At 36.2% G+C, this 22,370-nt stretch carries 19 protein-coding genes; 16 read left to right on the top strand and 3 right to left on the bottom strand.

Annotated elements, in window-relative coordinates; all coding sequences use genetic code 11:
• Positions 1 to 3: 3 nt before the first annotated feature.
• The 15 genes from asnB (at position 4) to BUR11_RS09855 (ending at position 16,114) form a co-directional block, all read left to right on the top strand.
• Positions 4 to 1,842, top strand: coding sequence for an asparagine synthase (glutamine-hydrolyzing) (asnB, locus tag BUR11_RS09925; RefSeq protein WP_074224660.1), 1,839 nt, complete (start codon positions 4 to 6; stop codon positions 1,840 to 1,842).
• 81 nt (positions 1,843 to 1,923) lie between these two features.
• Complete coding sequence (locus tag BUR11_RS09920; RefSeq protein WP_074224659.1) at positions 1,924 to 3,039, top strand: glycosyltransferase family 4 protein; 1,116 nt, start codon at positions 1,924 to 1,926, stop codon at positions 3,037 to 3,039.
• Positions 3,026 to 4,147, top strand: a complete 1,122-nt coding sequence (locus BUR11_RS09915; protein WP_074224658.1) for a glycosyltransferase — start codon at positions 3,026 to 3,028, stop codon at positions 4,145 to 4,147. The genes BUR11_RS09920 and BUR11_RS09915 overlap by 14 nt, the downstream gene beginning before the upstream one ends.
• Complete coding sequence (locus tag BUR11_RS09910; protein ID WP_074224657.1) at positions 4,144 to 5,271, top strand: glycosyltransferase family 4 protein; 1,128 nt, start codon at positions 4,144 to 4,146, stop codon at positions 5,269 to 5,271. The genes BUR11_RS09915 and BUR11_RS09910 overlap by 4 nt, the downstream gene beginning before the upstream one ends.
• Positions 5,261 to 6,109, top strand: a complete 849-nt coding sequence (locus BUR11_RS09905; RefSeq protein WP_074224656.1) for a glycosyltransferase family 2 protein — start codon at positions 5,261 to 5,263, stop codon at positions 6,107 to 6,109. The genes BUR11_RS09910 and BUR11_RS09905 overlap by 11 nt, the downstream gene beginning before the upstream one ends.
• Positions 6,110 to 6,116: 7 nt before the next feature.
• Complete coding sequence (locus tag BUR11_RS09900) at positions 6,117 to 7,010, top strand: glycosyltransferase family 2 protein (RefSeq protein ID WP_074224655.1); 894 nt, start codon at positions 6,117 to 6,119, stop codon at positions 7,008 to 7,010.
• Positions 7,003 to 7,860, top strand: coding sequence for a polysaccharide pyruvyl transferase family protein (locus BUR11_RS09895; RefSeq protein WP_074224654.1), 858 nt, complete (start codon positions 7,003 to 7,005; stop codon positions 7,858 to 7,860). Before BUR11_RS09900 ends, BUR11_RS09895 begins: the two co-directional genes overlap by 8 nt.
• Positions 7,850 to 8,770 carry a glycosyltransferase family 2 protein gene (locus tag BUR11_RS09890; RefSeq protein ID WP_074224653.1) on the top strand — a complete coding sequence of 307 codons (921 nt, stop codon included), beginning with the start codon at positions 7,850 to 7,852 and terminating at the stop codon, positions 8,768 to 8,770. Before BUR11_RS09895 ends, BUR11_RS09890 begins: the two co-directional genes overlap by 11 nt.
• Entirely contained in the window at positions 8,767 to 9,315 is a 549-nt protein-coding gene (locus tag BUR11_RS09885) for a serine O-acetyltransferase (RefSeq protein WP_074224652.1), read from the top strand. The genes BUR11_RS09890 and BUR11_RS09885 overlap by 4 nt, the downstream gene beginning before the upstream one ends.
• On the top strand, positions 9,308 to 10,081 hold the full coding sequence (locus BUR11_RS09880; RefSeq protein WP_074224651.1) for a class I SAM-dependent methyltransferase: 774 nt from the start codon (positions 9,308 to 9,310) through the stop codon (positions 10,079 to 10,081). Before BUR11_RS09885 ends, BUR11_RS09880 begins: the two co-directional genes overlap by 8 nt.
• Before the next feature lie 31 nt (positions 10,082 to 10,112).
• Complete coding sequence (locus tag BUR11_RS09875) at positions 10,113 to 10,865, top strand: FkbM family methyltransferase (RefSeq protein WP_074224650.1); 753 nt, start codon at positions 10,113 to 10,115, stop codon at positions 10,863 to 10,865.
• Between the two features lie 3 nt (positions 10,866 to 10,868).
• The gene (locus BUR11_RS09870) at positions 10,869 to 12,104 is read left to right on the top strand and encodes a glycosyltransferase family 4 protein (RefSeq protein WP_074224649.1); all 1,236 of its coding nucleotides are present in this window, start codon (positions 10,869 to 10,871) and stop codon (positions 12,102 to 12,104) included.
• Positions 12,094 to 13,728 carry a glucosamine inositolphosphorylceramide transferase family protein gene (locus BUR11_RS09865; protein WP_074224648.1) on the top strand — a complete coding sequence of 545 codons (1,635 nt, stop codon included), beginning with the start codon at positions 12,094 to 12,096 and terminating at the stop codon, positions 13,726 to 13,728. The genes BUR11_RS09870 and BUR11_RS09865 overlap by 11 nt, the downstream gene beginning before the upstream one ends.
• On the top strand, positions 13,725 to 14,810 hold the full coding sequence (locus BUR11_RS09860; RefSeq protein WP_074224647.1) for a glycosyltransferase: 1,086 nt from the start codon (positions 13,725 to 13,727) through the stop codon (positions 14,808 to 14,810). The genes BUR11_RS09865 and BUR11_RS09860 overlap by 4 nt, the downstream gene beginning before the upstream one ends.
• A gap of 80 nt (positions 14,811 to 14,890) precedes the next feature.
• Complete coding sequence (locus BUR11_RS09855) at positions 14,891 to 16,114, top strand: hypothetical protein (protein WP_074224646.1); 1,224 nt, start codon at positions 14,891 to 14,893, stop codon at positions 16,112 to 16,114.
• A 238-nt stretch (positions 16,115 to 16,352) separates the two neighbouring features.
• Here the strand turns inward: BUR11_RS09855 and BUR11_RS09850 are convergent, their stop codons facing one another.
• Entirely contained in the window at positions 16,353 to 17,486 is a 1,134-nt protein-coding gene (locus BUR11_RS09850; protein WP_074225205.1) for a glycosyltransferase, read from the bottom strand.
• A 141-nt stretch (positions 17,487 to 17,627) separates the two neighbouring features.
• Positions 17,628 to 18,626, bottom strand: a complete 999-nt coding sequence (locus tag BUR11_RS09845) for a polysaccharide deacetylase family protein (protein ID WP_074224645.1) — start codon at positions 18,624 to 18,626, stop codon at positions 17,628 to 17,630.
• Positions 18,627 to 19,212: 586 nt separating this feature from the next.
• Between BUR11_RS09845 and BUR11_RS09840 the strand changes: the two genes are divergently transcribed.
• Positions 19,213 to 20,511 (top strand): M28 family peptidase, encoded by a 1,299-nt coding sequence (locus BUR11_RS09840; protein ID WP_074224644.1) that lies wholly within the window; start codon positions 19,213 to 19,215, stop codon positions 20,509 to 20,511.
• Positions 20,512 to 20,664: 153 nt separating this feature from the next.
• Here BUR11_RS09840 and BUR11_RS09835 read toward each other — a convergent pair whose 3' ends face one another.
• On the bottom strand, positions 20,665 to 22,356 hold the full coding sequence (locus BUR11_RS09835; RefSeq protein WP_074224643.1) for a SusD/RagB family nutrient-binding outer membrane lipoprotein: 1,692 nt from the start codon (positions 22,354 to 22,356) through the stop codon (positions 20,665 to 20,667).
• Between the last annotated feature and the right edge of the window lie 14 nt (positions 22,357 to 22,370).

Raw genomic sequence — 22,370 nt, 5'->3', positions numbered from 1 at the left:
ATTATGTGTGGAATTCTTGGGGTAGTCAATTGCAAAGGTCCAGTAAATAGCAAATTGTTAAATCAGATGCTGGATTCAATGGAACATCGCGGCCCGGATGGACAAGGAGTCTATTATTTTGATAATATTGGGATTGGTCATCGAAGACTTTCAATTATTGATTTAGAAGGTGGTAAACAACCATTACAGAACTCTGAGAAAAATCTTTCTATTACTTATAATGGTGAATTATATAATTATAAAGAACTGAGAGAATCATTGCGAGTGAAAGGATTTTCTTTTCGCACATCTTCAGATACGGAGGTAATTTTACAGTCTTATGCTTATTGGGGCATAGATTGTGTCAAGCACTTTCGTGGGATGTTTGCTTTTTGCATTGTTGATACCACAAAAAAAGAGTTGTTTTTGGCGCGAGATCATTTTGGTATCAAACCATTGGTATACGCCCATAATTCAAGAGTTTTTGCCTTTGCTTCAGAAATACAGGCCTTAAAGCCATTAGATGCTATCAAGTGGGATATTAACCTAACAGCGATTGATCAATACCTCACCTATCAGTATATTCCCTCTCCTAACACCATATATCGGGAAATCAGTAAGCTTCCGCCTGCCCATTTTATGCGTGTAGATTTTTCAGGTGAGATTCAGGAACAGATTTGCTATTGGCAGCCTGAGTTCAAGCCTGATTACAATAAAACTGAGGTTGAATGGATTGAAGAACTTGAACTATGTATCAAGGAATCGGTAAAATCACATTTAGTTGCAGATGTTCCTTTTGGAGCATTTTTGTCGGGAGGTATCGATTCTTCCCTTGTAGTGGGGTATATGTCTCAAATCATGTCTAATCCAGTAAAAACATTCAGTATTGGATTTGAAGATGAGGGATTTTCTGAATTAAACTATGCTAGAGAAGTAGCAAACTTTTGGGGTACTGATCATTTTGAAGCAATTGTAAAACCTGATGCACTTGGTATTCTACCTGAATTAGTCAAACACTATGGAGAACCATTTGGGGATTCATCTGCAATTCCCACCTATTATCTTTCGAAGTTAGCTAAACAGCATGTAACCATGGCCTTGTCTGGGGATGCCGGAGACGAATTGTTCGCAGGATATTTAAGCTACACAGATCGTTGGACGCGCCACCTTTCATCAGTTCCTGAGCACCTTGGTTGTTTTAAGAAAGGGTTATATCCAATTCTTAATTCAGTTCTACCTCAGAGATACCCTTTGAGAACTGCTAATTTTACAGATTGGCAACGCTATATTCAATTCTATGCTAAGAATGCCCGAACAAATCTCTGGAAGTCCGAATACAAAGTACAACTTTTTGCAACCGATGCTATTCATGAGCAAAAATGGAATTTGAGTAGAAGTTATAGCCATTTTCAAAGGGCTCAGATGCTTGATTTTCAGACCTATCTTCCTAATGATATCTTAGCGAAGGTGGATATTGCAAGTATGATGAATAGTCTTGAGGTGAGAACGCCCTTATTAGATCTTAGAGTGGTGGAGCTAGCTTCTCAAATCCCTGAAACGTTTAATATCAATAAGACTTCAGGAACTTGGGAAGGGAAGCAACTACTGAAAAAGATCATTGCGAAGGATTTGGGGAAGGATTTTGCATTTAGAGAAAAGATGGGTTTTGCAGCACCAATTAGTAAATGGTTTGCAGATACCCATAAATCCAGCCAAGAAGTATCCGAAAGATTACTTTCCCCTGGAAATGGTTTAGATACCTTATTTGATAAAAATGAATTGAAGAAAGTAGCAAATGGATCCAATTCTGGTCACCAGTGGCTTTTGGTATTTCTTCAGGAATGGATGGTACAAAATAAATAATTGAGAACTATCACGGATTTTACCATTGAAGTTTTTACTAAATACCTATGAAATTGTAATTTCTTTAAATCAATGTAATCAGTGAAGTATCAAAAGCAACATATTCTTATTGCTTTACATCGATTTGCAATAGGAGGAGCAGAAACCCAAGCTCTGTACCTTGCGGAATTTTTGAAACAGGAAGGCTATCAAGTGACTATCGGTGCATTTGGGGATGAAATAGGAGAAGGCTACTTTCGATTTAATAGACTAGGGCATAAAACAATACATTGGGGCTTTCAAGAAAAGTTGATTCTGACCCCAACACAGAATTTATCTGGGCTTCTGAGGCGATACTACTATTCTAGAAAATTGATTTTACAAGTAAAACGATTAGGTATTGACTCCATTATACCTTTCACCTATCCAGCGAATAGTATTTTTTGCCAATGGTTTAAAAGAATGGGAGCAAAAAAATGTTTTTGGAATCAAAGAGATGAGGGTAGGTTTTTTAAGGGGGATTCTTTTGATATTAAATGTTTAAATAACGCTACCTCAATCATTTCTAATAGTTTAGAAGGAAGTAATTTTTTACAGAGATTCACTAAGAGGAATATAAAGATTATTCATAATGGTGTAATGCCAGTTGACGAAAGTTCATCTAAAAGTGATTATGAAAGTAAAATTAGGGTAGTTAAAATTGGTAATCTTCATTCATATAAAGACCATTTTACCCTTTTGAAAGCATGGAAAATAGTAATTGAAAGATTTGGGAAAGAAGAGGTACAGTTGCTTCTCGCGGGTAATAAATTAGACGAGTACTCAAGTTTGTCTACTTTTGTTTCTGAGAATAAAATGGAATCTACAGTTTCATTCTTAGGTGAAGTAAAAGATATAAACTCTCTGCTTTTATCAGCTCAGCTAGCGGTGTTTAGCTCATATAATGAGGGAATTCCTAATGGTGTTTTGGAACCAATGGCTGCTGGATTAGCAGTAATTGCAACAAATTGCTTAGGAGCACAGGAAGCTTTGGGTGTTGATTACCCTTTTCTGGTTACACCTAAAGATCATGAGTCATTAGCTATAAAAATAATAGAGCTAATCGAAAATAGATCTTTGTCGGATGGTATAGGAAGGCAAAATAAAAAAAGAATAGCCGATTCTTTTTCAATGGCAAGAATGTGTAATCAATATCTAGAGCTTATTGAAAGCCAATAATCCGATCTTTTCAATTATCATTCCTTGTTACAATCAAGGTGTTTTTCTGGAGGATTGTATAAATTCTATTTTAGCCCAAAAATTTGATAATTGGGAAGCTATTATAATAAATGACGGAAGTATCGATGACACCGAAGTGATAGCTAGATCCCTAGAAGCACTAGATGCCCGAATTATAGTCCAAAGTCAAAATAATCTAGGATTGTCATCTGCTAGAAATAATGGAATGTCTGTTGCCAGAGGAGATTATCTACTTTTTTTAGATGCAGATGACTGGATCGAAAATAATGCTTTTTCAACTTTATCTACTGTCATATTTGAGTGTCCTGGATATGAATTATATCGGATGGGATATGCCTATTGGGACAAACCAAACGGGTTACTTTTCCATACCCATTTGCCTATGGCTAATGGTGAAATTTTCCCACAGGTTTTAACCCAAAATATTGGCCCTTGTCATTCTATTATAGTTAGGAGTGATTTTGCTAAAATGCTAGGAGGATTTGATCCTTTGCTCAGAAGCTGTGAAGATTGGGATTTTTGGATACGTGCTGGAAAGATGGGAGCTAAAATATGGTCTATCCCCGAAGTATTGGTTGCCTATCGTTATGTGCGTAATAGCATGAGTCGAAATCCAAGAGTTATGTATGAAGCATTGTCTGAAGTGAGCTGGCGAGCTGGAAGGAAGGATCTCCGACTTACAAAATCTTCAAAATTCAACCATGCTTATAGTTTGGAAATTGCAGAAGTTCAAAAGAACCATTTGCTTACTGTCTTAGGTGTAATGATACACCAAGGAGGAATTGAAGAAGCAACCGAATGGTATAAGCAAGAGCAAGAAAAATGGAACTGGTCTTTGGAACCTGAAGATTTACGTAGCTTATCCAGCTATCTGTCTTGGGGCTATTTTTTTAGATTGGAAGAAATAAAAGTTTTACTCAGAGATTTAAGTCCATTATTAGAAGCCTTTATTTTAGAGCTTGATTTTTCAAAAAAAGAAGCCGCCTCAATTTCAAGATACATTATGAGTCCACAGCTTAAGAAATTGAACCACCTACGCTATGGTAAACTTATTGGAGGGATACTAAATAGATTGAATTTTTATTGAAACCCCGTCTACTTTTTATTGCAGATTCTGGTCCTTATCCTCCACGAGATGGTAAACGGCAAAGAAACTTAGCCCTAGTAACTGCTGCTCAGACTAAGTATTGCGTAGATTATTTAATACTTGGGAATTTAAGTGAATTCAAAAAAGCAAAAGTTAATGAAGCTAGAAGTCTAAAATTTTTCTATTTGCCTTATGAAACACATAAGGGGCTAACAAAAAAACTCGGCTTGAGTTTCTTGCCAAATTCTGAGAATAAGAAACGAATTGATAGATTTCTAACAGAGCGCAATTTTGACAAAATTCTTTGTAGGTATGTAAGTGCTGCAAAAGATCTCCCTCCAATTGACAATCTTATCATTGATATAGACGATGATTATCAGGAGTTGATGAATTCAAAAATCAAATCAGAAAAGGACTGGGCTCGTAAAATAAGATATTGGCAAATCGCTAAACTGAATACCATTTTTTATAAGAGAGTGTTGGAGTCGGCGGCACGTTTGATTTTAGTGAAACCTCAGCATCTTAATTTACCATATGACATTCTACCCAATATGCCTTTTCAAAGCCTGTTGAGTAATGATTCCAGGTCTTTTTGCAAACCCTCAGGTAACTCAATTCTCTTTGTAGGTAAGTTGACCTATTTGCCCAATTCGGATGGGATTTTATGGTTTCTCAAGAGCGTTTGGCCGCAACTGATAATTACAAATCCTACTATTAAATTGACGATAGTATCTGTAACAAACCCTGATGAAGAGCTTGCAAAAATTATTAAAGAAAGTGTAGGCGTTACACTAAAAATTAACATTGATAATTTGGCCTTTGAATATCGAGAGCATACTATTTGTATAGTTCCGGTTTTCTATGGTGGAGGTAGTAATGTTAAGTTAAGCGAAGCCCTATATCATTACCGAAAGGTGGTTAGTTCTACATTTGGTGCGAGAGGATTTGAGGAATGGAATTCCATTGGCTTAGTGAGAATGGCTTCAACTGTTGGTGAATGGGTTTTGGCAATAGAACAAGGGTTGAAAATGGAAAATGCGGAAAGTGATTTTAATTCTCTTAGTGATCATTTTTCATTTAATCATTGGGCAAATACTTTGATTACTATTTTGGATGAGGCCTGACATTTCAATAATAATCCCAGTATACAACTCTCAAGGTACCGTTGAAAGAGCAATAAAGTCAGTTGTCAATCAAAGTTTTACAAATTGGGAGCTCATTTTAGTGAATGATGGCAGTACTGATCATTCTCCTGAATTATGCAAGAATTGGTTAAACAATCCTCGAATTTGCTATTTCAGTCAGGAAAATCATGGTGTCTCAGTTGCAAGAAATTCTGGAGCTGCTAAAGCAACTTCTGATTGGTTAGTTTTTCTTGATGCAGATGATGAATTGGAAGCGGATGCATTGGCTTTGTATTGGGATTCTATTAAATGTAATCCACAGCAGAAAATTTTTGTTGGAGGAATAACAAAAATTACTGGAGAGAATAAGGTTACTAAGATTCCAGAAGAGGGAGTTTATCAGGCAAAAATTCCAGGTACCTTCTGTTTAAGAACTGTGGTCTTCCATAGTGTAGGAGGATTTGACTCAAGGTTGAAATTTTCAGAAAACACGGAATTATTCCATAGAATTAATTTATTGGGATATTCGGAAATACTTCTCAAAAAAGCCACAGTTAAATATTACGACAATCCTCAAGGAGGTAGCAAAAATTCAGAAAACTTAATGGATTCATTATTGATCATATTGGAAAAACATAATGATACACTTTCTTCACATGTCCAATTTCTTTATCATCAGATCTTAGGAGTTAATTATATGCGATTTGAGGAATTTAGGAAAGCAAGGATTCACCTTTGGGATGCATTTCAGCTTAAACCCTTCAAAATGCAAACAATGGCAAGATTGATGATTGCATTTTTACCACCATTGGCAAAAATAATTTACACAAAGAATTAGCAAATCCATGAGATTAGGAGGCTTTATTATCACTTATAATAGATCAAAAATCCTCTTGGATACTATTCGGCAACTATTTGATCAGACTCATCCTCCGGAACTACTTTGGATAATTGATAATTCAGATAATCTTGAAACTGATCATGCAATTGCGACTTTATTAGATTCTAGGATTAGATATTTTAGAATGGGATATAATGCAGGCCCGGCGGGAGCTGCAGAGAAGGGTTTAGAACTTTGCGGAAAAGAGGGGTTGGATTGGATATATTGGGGAGATGATAATGATCCTCCTTTTCGAAACGATTGCTTTGAAAGACTGTTAGCCATTAGTGAGCAAAATCCATTTACGGGTGTCTTAGGTACAGTAGGGCAATTTTTTGACCGCAAACAAGGAGTAATTAAGCGAGTTCAATCTAGGCTTCTGGAAAAGAAAGAAACATTGGAAGTGGATTATGTAGCTGGGGGAATGTGTATGTTAGTAAATGGAAAAATTGCAAGGTTAGGTATTTCGCCGAATCCAGAATTATTTTTTGGTTTTGAGGAATTAGATTTTTGTTTGAAAGTGGCTAGAAAGGGTTTTACAATAGTGGTCGACTGTAAGCTATTCTTAGAGGCTAGGAAAAAGTATGAACGTTTGGATTTTGAAAGAGCTCGATACAAAAAAAAGGAGAGTTTAGTTCGTGAGTATTACAGTTTGCGAAACCTTTTATTGATTTCGGATTCCTTGACTTTGGATTCTATGAAAAGACAATTAGTGAAAAAATGGTCTTTTAAATTATTCTATGGTTTCAGGTATGGATTTAAATATGGAATTACCAATTTCAAATATATTTCTACGGCATTTTACCATTACCATATTGGTAAGTTTGGTATGACTTTACCGCTTATTGCGAATGATTAATCATTATGAACGGATTGATGGAGGTAACTTTGGCGATGATTTAAATGTTACAATGTGGAATAAATTGTTGCCAAAACCACTTTCAGAATATTTAGATAATGACACATTTTTTATTGGTATTGGTACTCGGTTAAGGCCAAAAAATATTCCCAAAGGAAAAAGAATTATTGTTTTTGGTGCTGGTTTTGGATATTCAGATTTTCCTCCTACAGTTAATGAAAATTGGGATATCAGATGCCTTAGAGGCCCGCTTACAGCAGATGCGCTCGGTATCGATCGAAATAAGGTAATTACAGATGCTGCTATCCTATGTAAGGATCTTTACCAAAAGGGAATACCAAGATACGAAGTTTCATTTATACCACATCATTTAACCTCAGCAGAAGATAATTGGGAGAGAGTGTGTAAAGAATTGAGTATTAACTTTATAAATCCAAAACAAAATCCTGACTTTGTTATTGATGACTTAATCAATTCCAAATTGATAATAGCAGAATCATTACATGGGGCTATCATTGCGGATACTTTTCGAGTGCCGTGGATTCCGGTAAAAATAAAAGGACATTTTTCTGAGTTCAAGTGGAATGATTGGATGCAATCCATGAATTTGGAAGTTAAAATCGAACATCTATCATCACTATATGATCGAGCTGTTCTTAATAAAAAATCGAAGTTAAAATGGATGTTAAAGACAATTTATGGGGTTTTATTTGGCTCTAAAATAGGGATGTACCAACTCAGGAAATTGATAAATCAAAATGGATTCCTTAGTGAAAAATCTGTTTTGGAATCTAAGCACCAAGAAATGGTTATATGTCTTAATAATTTTGTTCAAGATCTTGAAAAATAGAATTCCGCGAATTTCCATTATACTTCCAGTTTATAATCGAGAAGATAAAGTAGCAAGAGCCATTGATAGTGTTCTGAGCCAAAGCTATTCAGATTGGGAGTTGATCTTGATTGATGATAATTCTACAGATGCTAGTCTTGACATACTTAAATCATATACCGGAGAAAGAATACTGGTTCTAAATACTCCCAAAAACCTTGGTCCTGCTGGAGCTAGAAATCTAGGGATTTCTAAATCAAAAGGTGATTTTATAACATTTTTGGACAGTGATGATTACTATGAGCCAGACTTTTTAAAACTTTCAATAGATTTATTTTCAAATACTTATGATGAAATTGGCTTTTCATGGACTGGTTATAACTATGTTACTTCTACTAGCCAAAAGTCTCAGTTTTGGAAACCTTCAGATACTTCTAATTACTACCTTTCTTTTTTAAACGCACTTCATACCGGAACCAACTCAGGGCTGATGGTCAAACGTGAAGTTTTTATTAAATGTGGCTATTTCGATGATACGCTACCTGCTGCGGAGGATACTGATTTTTTACTTAGAATTATTCAAAAGTTTTATTTCAAAACAATATCTGAGCCATTAGTAAATATTTATATTGAACATTCAGATAGACTCTCATTTGATTTTAAGAAGATAGGATTAGCTTATAATAAAATATTTCCGAAGCATGAATCCACTATAAATACAAATAGAACTTTAAGGCTGAAATGGTATTATAAAATGATGTGGCTAAATTATCACTTGGGGAATTATAGATTAGCAAGGGGGTTTTTCAGAAAATTGATTAAGGACAAATATTCTCATCAAAGAGCTTGGCAAATTTTTGTACTCTTTGAGCTTTTAGGTTCTAAGTATGGGGCAAAGGCACATGTTTTTTTATCAAAGAAACTAGAATGAATTGGAAAGAGGCGATTATTAAGGATCAAAGTCGTTATGCGAAGCCTGGGATTGCGGGGTTTTTCAAGGCATACAAAAACCCGGGCTTTAGATTTTTTGTTTTATTCAGATTGATAAATAGATTTTCAAAGTACCATCCAGTGGGGCTTTTTCTTCGACTCTTTTATCGCTTGAGCCAAATCCGTTTTGGTTTTCAAATTGCGCACTATACAAAAATCGGAGGAGGTGTTTTTTTACCACATTTTGGAGGAATTGTGATTAGCAGTCATGCATCTATTGGTGAAAATTGTAACATAGCACAGGGAGTAACTATTGGTAGAATAAATTCAGGTCCTAGAAAAGGGGCTCCAAAAATAGGGAATCAGGTTTGGATTGGCCCGAATGCAGTTCTATCTGGTGAAATAAGTATAGGAGATAATGTCTTGATCGCACCACTTACTTTTGTAAATATAGATGTCCCAGCTAATTGTATGGTAATCGGGAATCCGGCTAAAATAGTTGAGGGGAAAACTTCAAGGGATTACATAAATTTTCATAATGAATAAATTACAGGAATTAAGAGATTCGATTTATACCAATAAGGTTGTTACTACATCGAATGGTGAATTTTTGAAATTGAATTCTGCAATAGATCCAAATGAGGGTAAAGCCATTCTAAGTATTTTGAAAGCTAATTCTGAATTTACGAAGACTATTGAAATAGGATGTGCCTTTGGCTTATCATCACTTTATATATGTGAAGGTACATTAGGTCGGGCTGATGCTTTTCATACCATTATTGACCCTTTTCAAACAACTTCTTGGAAAAGTGTAGGGATAAATAACCTTATTAAAGCAGATGTTTTTAATTTCAAATTAATTGAAGAAGGATCTGAAACTGCACTTCCTGAATTATTAAAAAAGAAGGAAGAGTTTGATTTCGCACTAATAGATGGCTGGCATACTTTTGATCATACATTAATTGATTTCTTTTATTTAGAGAAAATGATTCGTCCTGGAGGAATTATTGCAATAGATGATGTGCATTTACCAGGCATAAACAAGGTTGTTCGTTATTTAATGAATTATCCTAATCTTGAAATTGCTTATAATGTCCCTATGTTCATTAGTAGAAAGGCTAAACTTAGGGATAGTTTTTTGAATAATATTTTTGGTTGTTTAAAATTGGTCCTACCTTCTAAATATTATCATAGAGTTTTGTCAGATAGAGTAATAAAATCAGATAGAAACCTTAAGCTGTATAGTTCAATGATTTTTTTTAGAAAGAAAATTGAAGACAAAAGAGAATGGAACTGGTATAAACCATTTTGATTATATATGCTGAAAAAGTAAGTAAAGAAATTTGAAAAAAGCTCTTTTTAAATATATAAAGTTACATATTGTAAATCTATTTCATTTTTGGTTTTACGATGTGAAAAGACTCCCTGTAGGAACGCATTTTTTTTATTTTCTAAAATATCGAGTCCAATTTGATATAAAGACTGTTTTTGATGTGGGAGCCAACGTAGGTGGATTTACAAACCAAATTCTTAAAATTTACTCTAAATCAGAGAATCATTGTTTCGAACCGATAAAAGGGACATTTGAAATACTTAAAAGGAATCTAGGTACGAATAGTAATGTTATTTTAAATCAAATTGCAATTGGAGATTTAGTTCAAAATCTTTCAATTCGAATAAATGAACCAAACAGGGCTGATATTAACAGCTTGGTTTTAGAGAATCAGCCTAAAAATTCCCTATTAATAGAGGATATTGAAGTCAATACTCTAGATAATTATATTGAATCTTGTAATATTAAAAGTGTTGATTTGTTGAAAATTGATACTGAAGGATATGATTTAAATGTGTTAAAAGGATCTAATAAGAATTTGTCCCTAGGTATATTTAAATTAATATATGTTGAATGTGGATTAGATAAATCAAATACTCGTCATGTTCATTTGTCAAGTTTTATAGAATATTTGTCTAATTATGATTATATATTCGTAGGCTTATTTCAAACGGATATTAGGAAAATTGATCGTAAAATCCATTTTTCAAACGCACTATTTATTCATAATTCTTTTTCCACCTTAATAAAAACATTTCTTTAAAGCTTGAAACTCCTTTTTACTCAAGATGCTTTAATAAATGCTGGAACTGAACGCAGTAACCTAGAACTACTATCCAGATTTTCTAAAGATTTTGACACCTCCCTGGTTTATTTCTATCCCAGAAATGAATTGAAAGGAGAATATCAAAGAGCCGGTATTCGGCTATTTTTTTTGGATATTCCTGAGAAATACCATCTAATTTTAGGAATAAGGAGATTGGTTAGCTTGATCCATAAGGAAAAGCCAGATTTACTGGTCTCAAGTTTATGGCGTGCTGATATAATCACCCGCCTAGCTTCATGGATTACTGGCGTTCCATTAGTTGGTACTCTTGTAAATGATAGCTATTCCAAATTGGCATGGAAGGACAAATCTGGTATAAAGCATCAAATAGTATATTGGCTGGATAAAATAACTGCATCCATTCCGGAATTCTGGATTTCTAATGCTAGGGCATTAGCTGATTCACATATAAAGACTTTGGGTTTAAATGAGAATAAAATTGAAGTGGTTTATAGGGGCAGAAATATTCCTAAAAATTTCTGGACTTCAGATAAACTTAGAGAAGTAAGAATTCATGGAGAAAGGCCTTCTGGGAAAAACCCCAAAGAACAAGAGGAGAGTCCTAAAACTTTTAATTTTATCTCTTATGGTAGGCTCTTGGAAAGAAAAGGCTTTCAGGATGCAATAAATGCTTTTTCAATAGTTATCGAAAAGTACCCAAATTGTTCTTTGACTATTTTTGGAGAAGGGCCTTTTAGATCAGAGCTTGAAAAGCTAGTTCAGGATTTAAATCTCAATGACTCGATTTTTCTTCCCGGAAAAATCTCCAATCCAAATATTGCACTAATAAATGGGTACTATCCATTGACTACTGATCCCGGTAGCTATCGGGACTGCCCACTGATCACTGCCCACTGTTTTCTGTTCCCTAGTTGGTATGAAGGTTTTGCAGGTACATTGGTGGAAGCCATGATGGCAGGAATTTCTATTATTGCTTCAAATATTTCTATGAACTTAGAGGCAGTGAGTACTGAGAATGCTTTGATTTTTGAAGTTCAAAATTCGGAGCAATTAGCCAATCAGATGATTTTTGCCATAGAAAATCCTGAGTATATGGCTGAATTAGGAAGAAAGGCTAGGGAGGAAGCTATTGCCAGGTTTGATATTGAGAAAATTGCTATCCAATACGAACAAACATTGCATAAAATCTATCAAAACTTAAGAAGTGAAGATTAGAATAATTCTTTTGTTGGATTCCTTTATTGTTGCAGCTTGGGTCTTCGAGGCAATTGAACAAATACTCAAAGAAAGAAATACTGAATTAGTTTTAGCTGTTATTAATCAAAAACCTAAATCCAGCGGCAAGAAATCCCCATTCCTGTACCGCTTGTTTAGAGCAATAGACAGGAAATTATTTTTGAAATCTCCTGATGCATTTGCACAAGAAGATATCAGGAATATAAAAGGTTGGGATATTCCTTCTCTTCCAATTACGCCAATTCAAAAGAAGTATTCGGATTACTTTCAAAAAGAAGATCTGGATAAAATCAGTGCCCTGAATCCAGATATTATTGTTCGTTTTGGATTCAGAATACTTAGGGGAAAAATTCTCCTTATCCCCAAACTGGGAGTCTGGTCTTTCCATCATGGTGACAATCAATTCTACAAAGGAGGCCCCCCAGGATTTTGGGAAGTAATGTTGAAAAAGGAAACTACAGGGTTGATTCTTCAAAGATTATCTGAAAAACTTGATGATGGTCAAGTTTTGTATAAATCCTTTTCACAAACAGATCCGCTCTCCGTACAGAGAAATGCGAATAAAATTTTCTGGCTCTCTAGTTTTATTATCCCTCGTGTTATCCGTCAAATCAATACCAAAGGAATTGATAAATGGGAAAAAGAAATACATAGTAATCAAGTCCCGATAAAGTCAGAGGTACCACTTTTAACACCTCCAGCCTCAGGAAAGATGGCGATTTTGGCTACTGATCTTACTTTCAGAAATATATTCAGGAAAATAAAAGAGGGATTTAAAAAACCTTACTGGGAAATAGTAGTGGCTAGAAATGAGGGAAATGTTTTATCAAATTTGAGTGTCATTAATTTCCATTCCATTAAACCTCCAAAAGGTTTACTTTCAAATGGATCTTTCTGGGCAGATCCTTTTCCAATAGAAAAAGATAAAAAGACCTGGGTGTTTTTTGAAGATTTTGATTACAATTCCAATAAGGGAAGAATTTCTGTTGCAGAATGGGATGGAAAGAAAATGATAGATCCAAAAGTTGTATTGGAGGAAAAATGGCATCTTTCCTATCCTTTTATTTGGGAAGAAAATAATGAGTTTTATTTGATCCCAGAATCGGGAGAAGTAGGAAAGCTATTTATTTACAAAGCTTTAGATTTCCCTTTTAAATGGACCAAGGTAGGAGTGTTTTTTGAAGGAGAAGCTTATGATCCCACACTTATAAAAGTAGAAGATAAGTATTGGTTATTTGTGAACCAGAGTCCTCACCAAGGTACTTCAGCCTTTGTAGAATTATATGCCTATTATTCACCAAGTTTATTAGAACCAAAATGGATCGCCCATTCATTGAATCCTATAGTGTCAGATGTTAATTGTTCTAGGCCTGCTGGAAGGATTTTTAAAAATGGAGAAAAATTATTTAGACCTGCTCAGGATTCAGGTTTGAGGTATGGGCATAGAGTAAAAATTCAGAAGATTTTGAATCTTACTCCAGAAGAATATAAAGAAGATACTGTGGCAGTCCTAGAGCCAGATAGTTCAAAAAAGCAACTGGGTGCCCATACATTTAATTTTACGGAAGAGTGGGTCTTCTCAGACGCTTACTATAGAAAATGAAAATTTTCCAGGTCATACAAAAGCCCCAGGCAAGAGGAGTTGAGTTTTTTACTTGCCTTCTTTCTGGAAAGTTGAAAGAATTAGGGCATGATGTCATTCTAATTTCTCTCTTTGAAGGGAATTTTGATTTACCTTTTTCAGGACAACAGATTCATTTAAAAAGATCTATTAAAAACAGGCTTTGGGATCTTAGAGCATGGAGCCAATTTGCAGAATTAATTAAAACCGAAAATCCTGATCTTATACAGGCTAATGCGGCTGATACTTTAAAATTCACTGTTTTATCCAAGAAACTTTTTGGGTGGAAAACACCCTTGATTTTCAGAAACGCTTCTCAAATAAGTCAGTACATCCAGAGTCCATTAATTAAGAATTTTAATAAATACCTGTATAATCAGATAGACGGTATAATTTCAGTTAGTTCTAATTCAAAATCAGATTTCAATTCTATTTTTTATTTTAATAAAGCACATGAAGTAATTCCAATAGGAATAGAAATTCCTAAATCAAAGTCATATTTTATTAAAACCGAAAACCCCTTGTTAGTTCATATAGGAGGGTTTACATTCGAAAAAAATCACTCGGAATTGATGGATATTTTTTCAGAAGTTCAATCCCAATATCCGACGTTAAAATTGTGGCTGTTTGGAGAGGGGCCAAAAAAGGCTTCAATCGAAAATCAAGTAAAAAAAATGAATTTGAAAGATTCAGTCATTTTTAAGGGCATTGTTCCCAAGCCTTTTGAGGTTATACCCAGAAATTCAATTATCCTTCTTCCAAGTAAAATAGAGGGATTACCTGCTGTAATCCTAGAAGCATTTGCAAATAAAATTCCGGTTATTGCATATGATGTTGGAGGAGTTTCTGAAGTTTTGACTGAGGAAACAGGGTGGTTGATTTCCAAATGTGACAAAAATGCATTTATTAAATCAATCTTAGAAGTACATCAAATGGATGAATTAAAAAAGGAGAATATACTTGATCAGGCTTTTCAGCTGATCAATGAAAATTATTCTATCGAAAATATTACAACTCAATTTGAGAAGTTTTATTTGAGAGTAGTTACGGCTTTGTCTATTTGATTTTAGGGAAAGTAGGAAGTTTCAAAAAGGAATATCTATAAATTAAAATTGGAAAATAATTCAAACAATAAATTCAAAGAGTGCTTGGTGCAGTAGTTCTCATATTGATTTTATTTGGCATTAGCCAACCTATCCTTGGGAATCTCCAAAAGGAACATAAATGGGTGAAAGCTGGAATGCTGAACCAGATTTTCTGGTACCATATGTTTTTTGGTTTGGTCTATTGGACGTATGGGCAATTCAATCGATCTGACTCTATTACCTATTTTAATCGAACGAAATTTTATTGGAGAAGTTGGTTTGATGCTTTTTCTGAGGGCACAGATTTTATTGAGTGGTTGGCATTTCCTTGGGTTCGTTGGTTTGGGTTTAATTACGATATGATGATGTTCCTAACTACTTGGTTAGGGTTTTGGGGTTTTGTCTATTTTTACCTATTCTTTAAGGAAAATCTGCGTTTCAATCCCAAATTTGAAGGTTGGGATGCGATTACCATTTTTATGTTTTTGCCCAATATGCATTTCTGGACTGCTTCTTTGGGGAAAGGAGCGGTGATTTTTGCAGGAATAGGTTTCTTGGTCTATGGGTTATCCTGGCCGGCAAAAAGAATACCTCACATTATTTTTGGAAGCTTTTTGTGCTATATGGTACGGCCACATATTCTTTTTGCGATCTTAATTGGTATGGGGGTAGGGTTTGTGATGGGTAAAGAAAAAGTTCCTCTATACCAGAAGTACATGGTGGTTGTGTTTGCAATCGGAATGAGTATTTATGTCTATGAAGATTTAATAGTTTATTTAGGATATGACCCTAATAACTTAGTGGATAGTTTTGAAGAGGAATCAGAATTAAATAGGCAAAGATTGCAAGCAGCAGGTTCAGCTGTAGATATGGGTTCCTATAGTTTACCGATGAAACTCTTTACTTTTTGGTTTCGACCCTTATTTGTGGATTCCCCTAATGCCTTGGGCATTGCTATTTCTTTTGAAAATGCTTTGTATATCTACATGTTTAGTAAAATCCTAAGAAAAGATTTTATTACCTACATCAAGGAAGCCCCTGCGATGGTCAAGATGTCGGCAGTGGTATTTATTTCCATCTCCATCTCCATGACCTATGTGATGTCCAATTTGGGGATCATCATCCGCCAAAAATCACAGATCATGTATTTTATGCTTTTTGTGGTAGTCGCCTTTATGGACTGGCAGAAGATCAACCGGATTAAAAAACGTGGAGAGATTTACAACCGCATTGTGGAGGAGGAGAGGAAGCGTATTGCTGAGGCGGAGTTGATGGAGCAATAGGAGGTTAACCGCTTTCTATTTTCTTTTCTGAATTAGATAGGATAGTAGATTGCAGGATTTTTAAAATCCATTTCTATCTTCCATCTGATTGTCCCGATCTTTAGCTTTTAGGACCTGAATATTTGATTGGAAGTGAGGTATTCCTAATTAGCTAAGAATACTAACTGACGAAAGAAACCATGAAAATGTGTCTTAGTTGTCTTTCTATATCATGAGATTCTAATTTTTTTAAGTCTGATTATTTACCTGCGGTGTCCTTGTAAATTTCTTCCAGTTCTTCTACCATCCTTTTCATACTAAATCCTTGGATTACCCTAGCTCTGGCGGCATCTGCCATTTTTTGCCGAAGTGCTGGATTTTTAATGAGTTTGATGGCATGCGGAGTCAATTCCTTCCAGTCCTCTATTTCCGTTAAATACCCCTGAACCCCATGTTGGATTACCTCTCCAATTCCACCTGCTCTTGTGGCTACCACAGGTACATGACAAGACATGGCTTCCAACATTGCAATAGGTAATCCTTCAAATTCTGAGGTGCTCAAGTAAATATCCATCATGGATAAAAATGGAATTACATTTTTTTGAACTCCCACTAAATGAAACTGATTTTCTTTTCCGGATTTAAGGATCTGGTCTTCCAGCCTCTCTCTCCACTCTCCATCGCCCACCAGGATAAAATGGGTATTTGAGCATTTTTCTAGGATTTTCAACGCCACTTCCACCCAAAGCCATAGGCGTTTTTGATCCCTGAAAACTGCAACGATCCCAACAACTGTTGCATCTGGAGGTATTCCAATTTTCTCACGGGTAATGGATTCTATTTTCACTCTTTTGAACACCTCCGTATTCACCCCGTTTTGAATGACTCTTAATTTCATTCTGCCTCCCCGTTGATAAGGGTCCCATATGGAATTGAGTCGCATGGATAGGGCTACTTCATTGGATACTGCAATGGCCACATCTTGTTTTTTGAAGCTAATTCTATTGCCCCAGTAGGAAAGCTTATTGTACCTTTCCCAGGTATTGTGTTCAGTATACACGATGGGGATGTTCAGATTCCTACCTACAGATCTCGCCATTATTCCAGCCCATGGCAAGTGTGCATGGATAATGTCGAATCCATTGGAAATGATAAAGTTGCGTACTTTGTTGACCCGAAAAAACAATCCTAAGTTTCCAGAAGGGATTAAATGAACTTGAATACCCGCATTTTCAAGCTCATCGATAATGTTGTTTTCTTGGTGGTAAAAGTAAAGACAATGAAATTCAAATTGCTCTTGATTATGTACCAAGGCTGTTTCAGGAATTAACTTTTCTGCCCCTCCTCTTCCTAGACTTTTGATCAAGTGTAATACCTTTATTTTTTTATTCAATTTTTTTTGGGTTTTTGATAGGGAAGAAGGCAAACTGGAAATTAAGAAAGTAGCTAGTTCCTTCACCGGCCAAAATTATAAAAAAGACATTATACTCCACCCAAAGGAGTGCGGGTAAAATTCCACTCCTGACCCCTTTTGTCAATTGATGGATTGGAGACTTTTTTCTGATTCTTTTGCAACCAAGTCTCCTATTTCCTTCATATTCAGACTTCTCATTCCAAATTCAGATTTTAATTGCTGGAAATGATCCATGATTTCATCCAGTTCTATCATGGATTGGATAGGGTCATTAGCGAAATTATGCGGATGCCACCACAGGTGATAAATCTCTTGGTTTTCTGCGGCAAAGCTCATTTCTGACTTGATCCTTGAAAGCCTTACAGAATTGAACAGGTTGTTGTTTTTTGAGATGGGCCTTAAGATCCTGGAAGCTGGAATTAACAAAGGCTCATTGGGATAAATCTTCAATTCACTTTTTTTGAAGGAAGTATTTTTTCCAATAGGCATAAAGCAGTCTGCAGATCTAAACCATTTTTTACTTAAATCCTCATGTTGCGTTTCTTGCCAGAACCAGCTTTTGGGATTGCTTCTAGCTTGAGTATAACCTTCCTCCAGACAAATAGGTAAGTAGAGCTCATTAATGTGGTTCCTTGGAAATACCAATGATTTCAAAGTGATTCCAAATTTATCCTGAGAGATTTTCTGTGATGCCTGAAGGTCCTGGCGGAATTGCTCAGGACTTTGTCCCCGCATTAAGGTGTAGTAATGGGCGAAAGTATGCGAGCCAAGTTCTTGGCCTGGGGTATCAATGATTTGTTGGATCAGTTCAGGTGCAAAATGAACTTGGGGATTCAAGCCATAGCTGCGAGCAAATTCATATGCAGATAACTTCGGGTCCCGATAGGAAGGTTTTTGCATTGGAGCATATGCCATCCATTCCTCTTCGTTTTCTGCAAACAGCATCCCCACAGTAGCCCAGGTAGCTTGGACTTGGTTTTTAGCAAAAACATCCAACATATCAGGAACTATCTGCCGGGTATGCTCGAAGTATTTTGGACTGAAATTCATTCCCACTTTGTCAAAAATGCCCCATAGTAGTTCGAAGTCTAAGGAAATGCAGAAGATGCCTGAATTCATTCTGGTTGGTTAATTAAAAATTGGGTCGAGCTCTGGTAAGTTCTATAGTTAAAAGAAAGATACTTGTTTTTACTAATATAATAGAAATGAGCCTTTTTGTATAGGCTTTGAGGGTAGGGACCGAATCTTTTGTGTGGTGGTAAGACCCTAACTACTACTATTCAGTTTTTTTAAGATGGTTTACATTTTTGATATTCAGGTTAATTGCTTATCGATTGACATTTATAGATTATTTGAAGTCAACTAATAGTTAAATGTAGAGCTGATAAATAGGTTACTAAATAAATATTAGTTAACTTAAAGATTATTGGTTAGAAAGTTGCAATTAACCCTTAAGTGCTTAACGTATCGAAATCAGACCTTTGAGGAAGTAACACCCTCGAAGGTCTTTTTTATTTCTATCAGTTATACGAGTGAAGGAGAAAAGCAAAGGATTGGTTTTAACCAAGGCATCCATTTTTAAGGTTCCTCAATTCCTGTTTCTCCAAATACAAGAATTTAAACTATGTTTACCTAAAGCTTAAAATTCATTCCATCTTAGTAACTAGATGACTACTTATTACTAAAAAGTATAAACCCACCACGCATGAAGAAAACTATTTTATCACTATCGGCATGTTGCCTGATGCTATATGCCTGTAACCCAACTATTGAGGATGTCATCTCCATGGATGTAGTGGAGCGGATTGAACGTACACTTTCTGCGGACGATATGGAGGGAAGGAGAATATTTACTCCTGGACTGGAGAAAGCAGCTGATTTTGTCGCTTCTGAATTTGAAAAAAGTGATCTGCCTTATCTGGAAGGTAACAATTCCTATTTCCAGAATTTCCAATTACTGAAAACGGTCCCGGCTGAAATAGAGGGAATGTTGGACCAACAAGCATTGAATGCCCAAAATGTGGTGGTCAATACTACCCAAGAGGAGTTGAACTTAGAATCTTTTGATGGGTATCAACTCATCAGCGTGGAGGAAAATGATGTATTCAACCAAAGCGTTTTTCCGCTATTGAGGGAAGAAAAGAATTTACTGGTTTTAATAGACCCGGCCCATGAAGAAAACTTTGCTAGAGTGGCCAGGAGTGCAAGCAGACCAAAATTCCCTACAGAATACTCCCAGATTTTTGTTTTGACAAAGAATTTGGACCCTTCCTCTATTCAGTTGAAGGCTACCAATCAAGTGGTAAAAGAAGAGTTGAAGAATGTGGTAGCAATGATTCCAGGAAAGTCCCTAAAAGACGAATATGTGGTTTTCGGTGGGCACTATGATCACCTAGGAATTCGATCCATGGGAGAGGGGCAAGACAGTATTTTCAATGGTGCCAACGACAATGCAGCGGGAACTACTGCTGTGATCATGTTGGCAAAATACTTTAAAGAACTGCAGGATAATGAACGTTCCTTAATTTTTGTGGCTTTTACTGCAGAAGAATCCGGTGGCTTTGGAAGCACCTATTTTTCCAAGCAATTAGATCCGGATCAAGTGGTGGCCATGTTCAATATTGAAATGATCGGAACGGAAAGCAAGTGGGGTACAAATAGTGCTTATATTACAGGTTTTGAGAAAAGTAGCATTGGTGAGATTTTGCAGAAAAACCTGGAAGGCTCCAAGTTTCGGTTTGAGCCAGATCCCTATCCACAGCAAAATCTTTTTTATAGAAGCGATAATGCGACCTTGGCAGCTTTGGGAGTGCCTGCCCATACGATTTCTACTTCGAAAATGGAAGAGCCTCCGAATGATGAACCCAATTACCATAAAGCTTCAGATGAAATTGAAACCCTGGATATGGCCAATATGACGGAAGTAATCAAGGCGATCGCTTTAAGCAGCAAAAGTATCATCAGCGGCAAGGATACTCCCACTAGGGTGGAGAAATTGAATTGATGATCCAAACTGAAAATACTTGAAGGCTTTTTCTGAGCGATCACAAGGGTCAAACTAAGCGAAGTTAAAATTCAGTTAACAATAAAATGTCACATTTCGGTCCCTAATAATTGTAGGGGCCAAAATGTGACATTTCTTTTTATATCTAATTTTTTACCAAGGAATAGAACTTCCTTGATACAGCCAGGATTTGGACCATTGGCTGTCTTTTCCAAATCCTCCTGAATACTCAGTTAATTCCAATCGGTCCAAGGCACCAGTGATGCTTTCAGCGTTGTTGTTGTACTCATCATTGCCATATTGGAATCTCAATGCTACCCTAGGTTGTGGAGATTGAGGTCCTGTTTCCAACATAGGATATCCGGTTCTTTTATAATCAGCAAAAGACTCCGCTGCAGCAGTCCAGCTTGCTACCCATTTTTGTTCAATCACCTGTTGGATGGTATTGTTAAAAGCAACTTCCGGTTGAGCGATGAAAGCTTCATACTCTGCTTCTTTTTCCCAGGTAATTAAGGAGTTTTGAATTCCCATATAGTAGTGATCTTCCGCTGAGCCCACATTCCAGCCTTTCAGAGCTGCTTCCGCAAAAATAAAACTCACTTCTGCAGCTGAGATCAATCTGGATTTTAGGATATCTCCTGCAGAACCTGCGGATTGATAAATATCCGCCAATTGGGATACATGCTGGTTTTGCGTCCCCTGACCGGGAGAAGGATTTCCATTATAAGATTCAGGAATCATCAAAGAAGGTGGTAATCCGACATATGCTGCATCATTGTAAGAGACCAAGTTGGGATTGTATTTTCTGGTAAAGTTTTCGTTTGGATACAATTCCACAAAGTCATCAAAAGGATAGGTGACCACTCCTAAGGCTTCACCGTCATTTCGAATAAAATCTTCAGCAGCAACATCCAGGCTTTCATCTGCTTCCCATTGTACACGCACTGGTGCGAACCAAACAGGAAGCCTTGGGTCATTGGTCCCTACCAATTGGTCAATAAACGTTTGGCATGCTTGATACCGCTGAAAGTCATCAGGGTTTAAGGCAATATGACGGGTTATCCAAATATCACTTGCCCCTCCTGTATAATCCAATACCGCATCTTGGGACGGATTTTGGATGTACTCTCCTGAAGAATAAATCGCTTCAATGCCCGCTTTGGCAACCTCTGGCTTCTTAGAAGAAATCCGTAAATAATACCGTAGTAAAAGGGAATTGGCAAAACGTTTCCAACTTCCTACATCCCCTCCAAAATAAAGGTCATTTGCAGGCACTACTAAATCAGAATTGGAAGAGTTAAACAAAGCAACGGCATTCTCCAAATCCGCTATGATCCCATCATAAATCACTTCCTGGTTATCAAATGCGGGAAATTGAGACTCAGGAGAAGTTTCAAATCCCATTAGGGCATTGGTGTAGGGTGCATCTCCCCATAAGTCTGTGATGTTTCCAAAAACAAAAGATTTCATGGTCAAGGATACGCCCTGGAAAAATTCATTCTCTAATTCTACCGCTCTCTTGTAAAGCAAGTCATTGTTTCTAAGAATATCGTACCATCCATTCCAACTCATACTTTCCCAGCTATAATTATTATGACCTCCATACCATCCATTTTTCTGTGTATGTTGAACAGCTCCGGCTAAGTCATTCACGCCTAGATTGGTATAGTTTTGAGCCGCAGAGGCCAAAATGGTTGGCATCAGTAGGTTAGGGTTAACTTCTGTAGGATCAATTCCATAAGGATTGATATTCATTTCATCAAGCTTATCATCACAGCCCGTGAAACCCACCCAGCAAACCAAAGCTATCATCATTCCTTTATATATTTTTGATGTAATTTTCATGATTCGATGATTTG

It is taken from the genome of Algoriphagus halophilus (assembly GCF_900129785.1).
Taxonomy (GTDB): domain Bacteria; phylum Bacteroidota; class Bacteroidia; order Cytophagales; family Cyclobacteriaceae; genus Algoriphagus; species Algoriphagus halophilus.
The sequence above is the reverse complement of the archived record's forward strand: the minus strand, read 5'-3'. Positions and strand labels throughout refer to the sequence as shown.